The sequence below is a fragment of the Terrisporobacter sp. genome (assembly GCF_017888745.1).
Taxonomy (GTDB): Bacteria; Bacillota; Clostridia; order Peptostreptococcales; family Peptostreptococcaceae; genus Terrisporobacter.
This window is the reverse complement of the sequence record NZ_JAGHFM010000086.1, coordinates 1-11,772: the sequence shown is the minus strand read 5'-3', so window position 1 is coordinate 11,772 and position 11,772 is coordinate 1. Positions and strand designations below refer to the sequence as shown.

The 11,772-nt window shown below is 27.3% G+C and carries 14 protein-coding genes; 4 read left to right on the top strand and 10 right to left on the bottom strand.

Annotated features, from left to right (window positions below):
* From J7G74_RS04575 to J7G74_RS04560, 4 genes are all read left to right on the top strand, one after another.
* Window positions 1–430 (top strand): helix-turn-helix transcriptional regulator (locus tag J7G74_RS04575; RefSeq protein WP_297132426.1); only part of this gene is annotated, 430 nt, incomplete at its 5' end.
* Window positions 431–551: 121 nt separating this feature from the next.
* Complete coding sequence (locus tag J7G74_RS04570) at window positions 552–773, top strand: DUF1659 domain-containing protein (protein WP_297132424.1); 222 nt, start codon at window positions 552–554, stop codon at window positions 771–773.
* Window positions 774–796: 23 nt separating this feature from the next.
* Window positions 797–1,021, top strand: coding sequence for a DUF2922 domain-containing protein (locus J7G74_RS04565; protein WP_297132421.1), 225 nt, complete (start codon window positions 797–799; stop codon window positions 1,019–1,021).
* Window positions 1,022–1,037: 16 nt separating this feature from the next.
* On the top strand, window positions 1,038–1,181 hold the full coding sequence (locus J7G74_RS04560; protein ID WP_297132419.1) for a YvrJ family protein: 144 nt from the start codon (window positions 1,038–1,040) through the stop codon (window positions 1,179–1,181).
* Between the two features lie 110 nt (window positions 1,182–1,291).
* On the opposite strand, the gene J7G74_RS04555 is transcribed toward J7G74_RS04560, so the two are convergent.
* From J7G74_RS04555 to J7G74_RS04510, 10 genes are all read right to left on the bottom strand, one after another.
* Window positions 1,292–1,762 carry a hypothetical protein gene (locus J7G74_RS04555; protein WP_297132417.1) on the bottom strand — a complete coding sequence of 157 codons (471 nt, stop codon included), beginning with the start codon at window positions 1,760–1,762 and terminating at the stop codon, window positions 1,292–1,294.
* A gap of 260 nt (window positions 1,763–2,022) precedes the next feature.
* Complete coding sequence (locus tag J7G74_RS04550; RefSeq protein ID WP_297132415.1) at window positions 2,023–3,066, bottom strand: acyltransferase family protein; 1,044 nt, start codon at window positions 3,064–3,066, stop codon at window positions 2,023–2,025.
* 293 nt (window positions 3,067–3,359) lie between these two features.
* The gene (locus tag J7G74_RS04545) at window positions 3,360–3,620 is read right to left on the bottom strand and encodes a PqqD family protein (RefSeq protein WP_297132413.1); all 261 of its coding nucleotides are present in this window, start codon (window positions 3,618–3,620) and stop codon (window positions 3,360–3,362) included.
* A 292-nt stretch (window positions 3,621–3,912) separates the two neighbouring features.
* Entirely contained in the window at window positions 3,913–5,115 is a 1,203-nt protein-coding gene (gene metK / locus J7G74_RS04540) for a methionine adenosyltransferase (protein ID WP_297132411.1), read from the bottom strand.
* Window positions 5,116–5,206: 91 nt separating this feature from the next.
* Window positions 5,207–6,088 (bottom strand): agmatinase, encoded by an 882-nt coding sequence (gene speB, locus J7G74_RS04535; RefSeq protein WP_297132409.1) that lies wholly within the window; start codon window positions 6,086–6,088, stop codon window positions 5,207–5,209.
* A complete protein-coding gene (gene speE, locus J7G74_RS04530) occupies window positions 6,078–6,929 on the bottom strand; it encodes a polyamine aminopropyltransferase (protein ID WP_297132407.1) in 852 nt (283 codons plus the stop codon). Before speE ends, speB begins: the two co-directional genes overlap by 11 nt.
* A 245-nt stretch (window positions 6,930–7,174) precedes the next feature.
* Window positions 7,175–7,588: an adenosylmethionine decarboxylase gene (speD, locus tag J7G74_RS04525; protein WP_297132430.1), complete on the bottom strand. Its 414-nt coding sequence runs from the start codon at window positions 7,586–7,588 to the stop codon at window positions 7,175–7,177.
* A 97-nt stretch (window positions 7,589–7,685) separates the two neighbouring features.
* Complete coding sequence (locus J7G74_RS04520) at window positions 7,686–9,203, bottom strand: aminotransferase class I/II-fold pyridoxal phosphate-dependent enzyme (protein ID WP_297132404.1); 1,518 nt, start codon at window positions 9,201–9,203, stop codon at window positions 7,686–7,688.
* A 643-nt stretch (window positions 9,204–9,846) separates the two neighbouring features.
* Entirely contained in the window at window positions 9,847–10,104 is a 258-nt protein-coding gene (locus J7G74_RS04515; protein ID WP_297132402.1) for a PqqD family protein, read from the bottom strand.
* A gap of 233 nt (window positions 10,105–10,337) precedes the next feature.
* Window positions 10,338–11,252 (bottom strand): hypothetical protein, encoded by a 915-nt coding sequence (locus J7G74_RS04510; RefSeq protein ID WP_297132400.1) that lies wholly within the window; start codon window positions 11,250–11,252, stop codon window positions 10,338–10,340.
* Between the last annotated feature and the right edge of the window lie 520 nt (window positions 11,253–11,772).

Below are 11,772 nucleotides of genomic sequence, written 5' to 3'. Positions count from 1 at the left end.
GCTTGGAATTGTGTGTAAGAGAGGTGTTTGGTATCTTATTGGGATAAATAATGAGATTATAAAAACATATAAAGTTAGTTCTATTGAGAGTGTTTCTTTATGTGATGAAACTTTCTTAAGACCTAATGATTTTAATTTGGAAAATTATTGGTTGTCTTCTACTAAGGATTTTAAAAGTAAAATACAAAAATATAAATTTAAATTCAAAATCTCCCATTCTATTTTTAATCATATTAAAGAAAGAAAATTTATTGCTATAGATAATTATAAAATAAAAAATGATGAAATTTATATAGATATAAGTTTTGATGCTTATTTCCAAGGTATTGAATTTGCCTTTGGCTATGGTAAAGATTTGATAGTACTTGAACCAGAATGTGCTATAGAGGATTTAAAGAAAAAAGCTAAAGAAATTTTAGCTTTATATTAAATAAGAGTAAATTATCTATAAATAAATATTATAGACATATATTTTAACTTTAATCCATTTTTCCACCTTATTATTTAATTAGAAAGTGAGCTCACTAATAAATTTAAAGGAGGAATTAAAAATGGCAGTAATATCAAATCCTAATGCTTCATCAATAAAAATTAAGTTTGATCATGGTCCAGACTTAGAAGGGAATAATGTTTACAAAACAAAAACTTTATCAGGAATAAAGTCAAGTGCTACAAATGAAGATATTATGGCAGTTGTAAAATCTATATCTGGACTTCAAAAACATAGCTTAAGTGCAACAAACAGAGTTGATAATACATCTTTATCTGAATAATTTAATTTATAGGGGGTTAAACCATGGAAGAAAAAAAACTTATAATGACTTTTAAAAATATACTTGGAAATAGTTTTTCTATATCTATAGATGATCCAAGAGATGATTTGGAAGAACAAGATATAATAACTACAATGGAACTAATACTTGAAAAAAATATATTTCAACCAAAGGGATATGATTTAGAATCTTTAGTTTCTGCTAAAATCGTTAACAGTACAACTACTGACTATGATTTAGTTGTATAATATCGAGGTGATAATAATGGATAATTTCCAATCTATCATTGCAAACTTAGGATTTCCCATTGCTATTTCTATGTATCTTTTAATTAGAATAGAAGGAAAACTTCAAAGTTTGACTGATAGCATAAACGAATTATCAAAGAATATAATAAAATTGAAATAAAATTTCGCTTCGCTTCATAGCGCCAACGACTTCGTCCGTTGCTTTAAATTTCGCTTCGCTTAATATAAAAAGACCTGGTGATGAAATTCATTGCCAGGTCTTTTAAAATTTTACTTAGATTTATTATTTTTTCTATTTTCTTTTCCTCTAGAATTCATTTCTGCTTCAAATTCATCTAAATTTTCTTTAACTGCTGATTTTAATTTATCGCCTTTTGCCTTAGTAATTACTTTTTGTGACACCATTGCATCAATTTTTTCACATTCATATTTATAAATTTCTTCTTTTATCTCAGCATTTTTCTTTGCTCTTTCCTTATCCATGTATTCATCAATATTTTTTATATCTTCATCAGTCAATTCACCATGTTCTTGTAATTCGTCCATACTTTCTCTTAAAAAGTTTGATCCTCTTCTTCCTGGGCAAGGGCATCTATTTGTTTTTGAATTATCAGTATTATTTTCATATGTAGATGTAGTAATTTCGTCAGCATATGAATTCATACTATTTAAGCAAAATCCTGTAATTGTAATAGATGTTGCTATTAATATTGATGTTACTTTTCTTTTATTAAATTTCATAATTTCTTGTTGAAGAATCTAAATTTTCTTCAACAATTCACCTCCTTAAGATTTTTAATGTTTGATTAATCTTACTTTTCCCAAAAACCTTAATTAAAACTTAAATTTTAAAAAAAATTCGCTTCGCTCATAACGCCAACGGCTTTGCCCGTTGCTTAAAATTCGCTTCGATCATAACGCCAACGACTTCGTCCGTTGCTTTAAATTAACTTCTCTAAAAAAGCCTACATCAATCATAATGATTAATGTAGGCTTTAAAACTATCTACCACCTGTTAATATAGCGTAGAATTTTCTCATATATTTTCTCATAAATATGGCAAGTAACGAACATATTGTTATTGTTATTATCGGCGCCACAAAGAATATTAATAAACTACTCATCTCACTTATTGGCATAACTTTAAACCAAAGTTTTTTGATGATTGATTGTAATGGTATGTGGAAGAAATAAATAAATATTCCGTATTTGGCTAATTTCATTTCTTTTCCTAAATCAAATTTATTTTTAAATTTCTCACCAATTACATCATATACAAACCATGCAAATGGTACACCACATAAAATTATTACATTTTCAATTAATAATAATACATAATCGTAATTTGGAATTTGTGGCATGTACATAAATACTGTTTTAACTATTATGGCTAATAGATACCCTATTCCAAATAAATATCCTTTGTTTTTGTATTCTTTGAAATATAAATCAAAGTTTCCTATTGCGAAACATGATCCCACTGCAAACATTAATATTGGATAGTAAATCACATCAAAGAACCAAAATACTAATATTACTGGTAATGCTTTGTCCTTTAATTTTACTATTACATAGTAAATTATCGGTGATATCACTACGTTTATCATTAATGCTCTTATGTACCAAAATTGATATGGTAGTGGATAAATGTAAGTATTTCTAAATAACTCACTAAAGTTGTAATCAGCAATTATTCGATCTGAGAACATCGCTCTACCAAAAGCAGTAAGCTCTACTAAGTATAATATAACTAACCATCCTGTACACCATATGAAATAAGGTATAAATAAACTTCTAAATCTTTTTTTGTATTTATCTAAAAAAGCTTCTTGTGATGGTTTAAATTTATAAAAGAATAGGTAACCTGATATTAAAAAGAACATAGGCACTGCTATTCTAACTATTCCTTGACCTATAAAGTTTTGTACTAATGTATTTACATTAAATACTGATGCATTCTCTAAGTTGTTTGAATGAAGTATAACAACGAAGAAAGTCATTATAAGAGATATATTTTTTATTTTATTACTAATGTATTTATCCATAGGTTCCCCTCTTTCTTCTTTAAAAAAAATCTTTACATACTTTAAAATACCATAATTCGACTTATTTATCAATAAAACCATGGTGACATTTATGTAATAAAGTTAATAATTAGAATACATACCTAATATTATAGTCTAAAATAAAAAAATTCAGACCTTAATTTATATGCAAATTTATGTTATTTATTAAATTATTATCAATATACATCATATTCTATATCTTATCTATTACAAAAATAAGCAAAAAAATAGTAGCAACTCCATTTTGCCACTATCTCTATAATTTAATCTGTTTATATTATATCAACATTCTTTAAGTACTCTATAAAATCTCTAACATCTTTCTTCGCTTCAAGGTCATCTAATCCATAATTTTCGACAATTTTGGAAACGATTTCACCTTCATCCTTAGAATCCTCTAAATTATTCCATATAAAACTTCCTATATCATTTACTTTTATTATTCCTTTAAAAGATGCAGCTGTTTCTCCAACAGGAACTAAAGCATGTTCACCACAAATATTTCTTAGCATAAATTCTTTTTTTATTTTCATATTTTTACCCCCAAAAAATTCCATCCTTAAATATAACTTTGATAAAATTTTATCCATATTTTATCTGTATTTTATAAATGATATATTAATCTTAAGCAAAAGTCAACAGATTTGAAATGTATACATGTTAGCCATCTTCCGACATATATATTCATAATTAATATAGTATTACATAAAAAATCATAAAATTTGTAATATTTATATTAAATTGGTATATATATATTAATGGATAATAAAAATAGTACACTCTACAATAGACAAAATAATTCTATCATAGAGTGTTTCCAATACATTAAGCCATAACTAAGTCTAAAACTTCGGCTTTTAATATTTCCGATTTATCTGTTCTTTCCCATGGTAAGTCAACATCAGTTCTACCAAAATGTCCGTAAGCTGCAGTTTGTTTGTAAATAGGATTTCTTAGTCCTAAATCTCTTATTATAGCACCTGGTCTTAAGTCGAAATGTTTATTTACTAATTCAACTAATTTTTCTTCTGAGACTTTTCCAGTACCAAAAGTATCTATAAATATTGATAAAGGTCTAGCAACACCTATTGCATAAGCTAACTCTATCTCACATTTACTAGCAAGTCCAGCAGCAACTATATTTTTAGCTACATATCTTGCAGCATAAGCAGCTGATCTATCAACTTTAGTTGGATCTTTTCCCGAGAATGCTCCACCACCATGTCTTGAGTATCCTCCATAAGTATCTATGATTATTTTCCTACCTGTAAGACCTGTATCTCCTTGTGGTCCACCTATGACAAATCTTCCAGTTGGATTTATGTATATCATAGTTTCTTCATCTAATAAGTTGGCTGGTATTACTGCTTTTATTACATCTTGTATTAACTCTTGTCTTATTTGTTCGTTAGTAACTTCTTCTCCATGTTGAGTAGATATTAAAACTGTATGAACTCTTACTGGAGTATTTCCTTCATATTCTACTGTTACTTGAGTTTTTCCATCTGGTCTTAAGTAATTTAGTAAACTACTTTTTCTAACTTCTGTTAACCTTCTAGCTAGTTTATGAGCTAATGATATTGGAAGAGGCATTAATTCTTCAGTTTCATCACATGCAAAACCAAACATTATACCTTGGTCCCCAGCACCGATTACTTCTATTTCATCTTCTGTTAATTCACCATTTTTATTTTCTAATGCTTCATCTACACCTATAGCTATATCTGAAGATTGTTCATCAATTGTAGTTATAACTGCACAAGTATCACAATCAAATCCGTATTTTGCTCTATCATACCCTATTTCTCTAACTGTTTCTCTAACTACTTTTTGTATATCAACATTAGCTTTTGTCGATATTTCCCCAGCTACAAGTACAAGTCCTGTAGTCACAGTAGTTTCACAAGCTACCCTTGCTTCACTATCTTGTGCTAATAATGCATCTAATACTGAATCTGATATTTGGTCACATATTTTATCTGGATGGCCTTCAGTTACTGATTCTGATGTAAATAAATGTCTTGCCATTTTTTAATCTCCTTATAATTAACTTTTAAATTTTACCTACCCTTTATTTTTTATTTATAAAAGTACTTTGAAATCAACATTAGTTTTTAATTTATTTATTAAAATTATGAGCTACAACTAAAGCTAACTCTCTTAAAATTTTACACGCTGTTATTGTTGAAACCTTTGTATCGTCATAGTCAGGACTAAGCTCTACAATATCACATCCAACTAATTTTATATTTGAGTTCTTTAAAATTTTAAATATGCTTTCAAATTCTTTATATGTAACTCCTCCTGGCTCTGGAGTTCCAGTTCCAGGGAAAATTGATGGATCTAACACATCTAAATCTATTGTTAAGTATATCTTTTTGTTTTCTAAAGATTTTACAACTTCTTCAAAAGTATCTATTGTAGAAACTTCCATATAAGTATGTTTTTCTTTCAAAGCAAAATCAAACTCTTCTTTAGTTCCTGATCTTATACCAAATTGATAAATTCTATTATCTCCAACTAAATCCCATATTCTTTTTATAACTGTAGCATGGGAATTTTTGTTGTTGTTGTATTCTTCTCTTAAATCTGTATGTGCATCAAAATGAAGAACATAAACATCACTATGTTTTTCATATACCGCTTTAAAAGCAGGAAGAGTTACTAAATGCTCTCCTCCTATCATAAAAGGTATCTTATCATCATTTACTATGGATTTTGTACCTTCATAAATTTCACCTAATACAACATCTGTATTTCCTATACTAAGTTCTAAATCACCTATGTCACATATTTTTTTATTTTCTAAATCTAAGTTTAACTTAGGACTATATGTCTCAAGACCATAAAACTCTAATCTCATGGAACTACTTGCAAATCTAGTTCCCGGTCTGTTTGAAGTTGTACCATCAAATCCTACACCAAATACTACTACATCTGATTCATCATAGGGTGTTTCCATTCCCATAAAAGTATTTATATTTGAAAACCTATTTTGCATCTAACATATCCTTTACATACTCAGGTAGAGCAAATGCTCCTTTATGAACTTCACTGTTGTAGTATTTAGTGTTTAAATTTAAATTTTCCCAAGTTTCTTTGTTATGATCTTTTATAGGATCTAATTTTTTTGATGAAAATCCAAATAACCAATGTCCTGATGGATATGTTGGCATATGGAATTGATATACTTTTGATATAGGAAATATATCTTTTATTTTTGAATTAGATCTTTTCATTTCTCTTGCATAGCTTTCAAAATAAGGACTTTCGTTTTGATTAACTAAAATACCCTCATCACTTAAAATTCTATAACAATCATTATAAAAATCTACTGTGAATAGACCTTCTCCTGGTCCTATTGGGTCAGTAGAATCAACTAATATTAAATCATAAGATTTATCTTTAGCATTTTTTACAAAAGCAACTCCATCTTCAAAGTATAAGTTTACCCTTGCATCATCTAATTTACATGAACAAACATCTATATATTCTCTAGATACATCTACTACCATTTTATCTATTTCAACCATATCTATTTTTTCAATTTGAGGATATCGTGTAAGCTCTCTTACTGTACCTCCATCTCCACCACCTATAACTAATACATTTTTTATATTCATATTAGTTGCCATAGCTGGGTGAACTATCATGTCATGGTAAATAAATTCATCCTTATCATTTACCATCATAAGTCCGTCTAAAGTAAGGAATCTTCCAAACTCTTTACTTTCAAATACATCTACTCTTTGAAAAGATGACTGAGCACTAAATAGTTGTTTTTCTGCTTTTATTGAAAAACGTGTATTTTCAGTCCATTCTTCTGTATACCATAGTTCCATAGTATCCCTCCAAATTAATTTCTATTTTATTTTTATTTTTTACTTCATTCAAATTTTTATTTCATTTATATTTTTATATTCTTTATTTAATCATAAATAAGTTTTCTTATAACAATTAATAAATCCTGTATTGCATTTAAATTTGTTAAATTTGAATATTTCACTTATTTATGATATAATTATGGTTCAAATTAATTTTTATTTTATTTATTTTTTATTTTATTTTTAATTTAGGTATTTATTATTTATATAGCTTCTGGCTTGTGAGTAATATTGCCTAAATCTTTTTTTGCAAATTTTTGTATTTTTGCTGTTAAACCTCTTGGTATTTCTGTTGATTCACTTCTTTCAGCTTTTAAAAGTTCTTCTAACAACTCAAAACTTTTCCAAGGGTCAATATCACCACAAGTGAAAAAATCTGCTGATGCATACCCATATTCTGGCCATGTATGTATTGTTAAATGAGATTCAGCTATTATTACAGCTCCCGAAACTCCCCATGGATTGAAATGATGAAAAACTGAATCTACTATAGTTGCTTTTGCATTTAATGCTGATTCATTCATAAACTTTTCAATAAGATCTGGATCTTTAAGCACTTTCTCATCACAGTTATAGTATTCTACTAATATGTGTCTTCCTAATGTTTCAAGATTCATACTCATAATTTTACCTTCTTTCCATATTTAGTTTTATATTTCTAATAAGACTATTTAATTATTCGCCTTTATTTTTTGATTAACTCAATCATTTCATTTACTTTTTTACCACTAAAATATTTTTTAAATCTTTATCTTTCATATCAGTCATATAAGCATTGTTTTGTTTTAGTAATTTTATATAATCCAAAATTTCTTTCGTTATAACTTCTCCTGGTGAAATTATAGGAATACCTGGTGGATAAGCCATTATACATTCTGCGCAAATTCTTCCTATGGACTTATCTAAAGTCACTTCTTCTTTTTTTGAATAAAAAGCATTTCTTGGGCTAATCGCAACTATAGGTGTAATTTGCCTTATACTCATATTGTTGCTTAAATCTTTGCTAAGGTTTAAATCCTTATTTTCATGACCTAAAGCTTCTGACTTTGATATTACACTTAAAGATTTTATTAGTTTATCTATATCTTCTTTTGTTGTACCTATAGAAACTAAAGCCAGTATATTATACATATCACCAAGTTCTACTTGAACCGAAAAGTCCTTGTATAATAATTCATAAACCTTATAACCACTTATACCAAGTCCTTTCACATTTATACATAACTTTGTTTCATCTACAAAATAAACTCCTGTTTTGTGTAAAAGCTCATCTGATACAACTCTCATACCAGGAATTTTATTTATCTTTGCCTTAGCATATCTAGCTAAATTTAAAGCCTTACTAAGCTTTACCTCTCCCTTTGTTACTAAATTTGACCTTGCTCCATCAATACTTGCCATAAGTAAGTAAGAAGCCGATGTGGATTGTAGCATATTTATAGTTTGTAGTAACTTATCTCCTTCTATATTTTTACTATTTAATAAAAGTGCAGAAGCTTGAGTTAAGGCTCCTCCAGTTTTATGAATACTAACTGCCGACATATCTGCTCCACATTCCATGGCTGATGGTGGTAATTTATCATAAAAAGGAAAATGAGCTCCATGGGCCTCATCTACAAGAACTAATACATTTCTTTCATGACAGATTTTAACTATTTCTTTTAAATCTGTACATGCCCCATAGTAAGTTGGATTTAGTAAGAATAATACTTTTACATCTTCATTTTCCTCTAAAGATTTTCTTACGCACTCCACACTTAAGTTCAAACTGATACCTAAATCATCATCATATTCTGGCTGAATATATACAGGAACTCCTCCAGAAAATATAAGTGCATTTATGGCTGACTTATGTACATTTCTCGGTAAAAGAACTTTATCACCTTCGTTTATAACACTAAGCATCATTGCATGTATGCCTTGTGTAGTTCCATTTGTAATAAAAAAAGCCCTATCAGCTTTATAAGCTTTAGCTAATAGTTCTTGTGCTTCCTTAATAACTCCACATGGATTTGATACATTATCCATATATGGTGATGAATTTATATCAATCCTCATGACACTTTCACCAAAAAAATAGTTTAAAATTTCCACTCCTTGATTTCTTACATGCCCAGGAACATCAAAACAAGCTATATCTCTATTAGAATATTCTATTAGAGATTGTAACAATGGAGTCTGTTCTTGTTGTGATATAGATTCAAATTGAAGATTTACATTTATGCCTTTCAATATTAAACCTCCGTATATTAAATTTTATTTATACCCACATATAAATTTAAAATATCCACAAAACTTACTATTTCTATTCTTTTAATTTAGTTTTGTTAAACTTACTTTTTAATTATATTTATTTTATACACAAAAATCAACACTTTTTTAATATTTTTTAATTATTTTTATAATATAGATTAAAATATGTATTTTCCAACATTATATAAACATTTATTTTTTTAAAGTTTATATTAATTTTGTTTAAGTTTAGTATTCCTAACCTTTAGTTTTTATTAATTTCTCCTTTGTTTATTTATACTAAACTTTTTCATAGTTTTTTTCATATTGTATATAATTATTTTTAGATTTTGTCATATATAAGTATTTATAATTTATAATTTTATATTCGTTAACATTACTTACGTTCATAGGTTTTGAAAATATTTTACCAGGTATGTAAAAAATTCGCTTCGCTTAACCACTGAGTGGGCGCTCCACTTCATGTCGCCAACGACTTCGTCCGTTGCTCAAATTTATCAGTTGGAATTATAAAATTATCCACAATTCAGATAATTTATAATCCCTTAAAATATAAAAAAGACAGGAAATAAATTATTAATAACTTATTTCCTGTCTTATATATCTCATTATTATTTTATTCTTAAATTATGTCTGCTTCTTGTAGTTGCTTCAAAAAATCCCCTAAATCTTTCTTAGCATCTTCTTGTTTTACCATATAAGTATTTGTAATTAATGATAGTATTTCATCTTCATTTTTGCAATCCTCTAGATTTTGCCATACTAAAGCTTCAACTTCATTTAGACTAATTAGTCCTTCGTATCCTTCTGATGTATTTTTGGGCATAAGAATGTATTCGCCAGCTATTTTGCGTAGATTAAAATCTCTTTTAATTTCCATAGTCCATTCCCCCTTAATCTAATATTTTCCCACCATTTTATTATATGAAGTAAATATTAGAGATATTTCATATTTTTAGTTAAAAATAACCAACAATTAAATTCTACTTTAGCACAACTTTAAAGTCAATAAATATGATACTCTTTTTTTCTACATTACTTTACAAAAATAAAGGAATAATAAATAAAAATTTATTTTATAAACATATAAGGCAGAGATTTCTCCCTGCCATATTATTCTTCAACGGATTCAATTTTTAAAATTTCACTCTTTTTATTAGAAAAATGAAGTGTCTCAGCACTTATAGACTTTCCTGGTCCCACATTTTCAAACTTAACTCTATAAGTTATACCACCTATATAAGAATTTCCTTTAGATACAGTTTTATAATAAATATAAACTGTTTTTAAATCTTCATCACTTATATTTTCTATAGTAATTTCCTTATCTTTTGTAGATACTTTTACTTTATCCTCCATAAGTGACATGCTACTTACCATATCATTTTTTGAACTTGAGTAAGTGTATTTATCATCTGGATTAAATTGTACTTGACCAGTAGATTCCATGACAACAGTTGCAGTTTGTGGCTTTAAATTAGTTATTTTAAATTTAATCTTATTAGATTTTCCTTTTATTTTTAAACTTATTTCTCCGTAATCAATAACTTCGTCAGAAGTATTTTTTACTACTAATGCTAATATGTTTTCTTTTTTCTCGTCACTACCATCTTCTATGAATTTCCCACTGTATTCACCTATACTTAAAATCTCCATATTTTTATTTGGTAGTTTGAATGGAAGTTCTATACCTCCAACAGTAGTTGCATTAGATGTTCCATTGATTTTATCTGAATTATTATTTATATCATCATTTTCTTCATTATTAGTAGAATCATCTTCTGCTTCTTGCTCTTTATTACTATCTACAACTTTTTCCCCAGGAGTATACCCTTCTATGCTATTTATATCCAATGAAGTTCCATCAATAACTACACTATCTTCTTCAGATGTATCTTCCACTTTTTGAGTAGGTTTATTTTCTTCTTCTATTTTAGCTTTATCTTTTTCTATAAAATATCCTATAGTGCCTAATCCTATTAGGCATATTAAGATAGTTGATATTATAATTATAAGTATTTTCTTCAAGACAACTTCTCCTTATATCCCATTTTTCAATATTTTAAATTTTATCTATTCTAATTTTAAAATAAGTTATATTTTTAATTCATAATTTAATTATACATTTATATTGCTTTTTATCCTATAGATTTTCATTATTGTTATTATTTTACACTATAAATTTTTTATTATAATTGTATATAGTTTATTGTTAATTCTTCCTATTTACTTAATTTTCTTATTTTCGTAATTTTATTTTATCTTATATTAAAATCATTTTCAAATAAAAAATTCGCTTCGCTCATATCTCCAACGACTTCGTCCGTTGCTCAAAATTCGCTTCGCTTAAGCCACTGAGTTGGCGTTCCACTTCATATCGACAATGGCTTTGTCCGTTGCTTAGAATTTATACTTCTTTAGTAAGTTTTAAATCTTTAATTTCATATTTTTTGATATGAAATCTAAGTTTCCATAATTACAATATATAATTTTATTTTTACATAAAATTCCTATATTTCTACTAATTATTTTTAATTTTTGATATAAT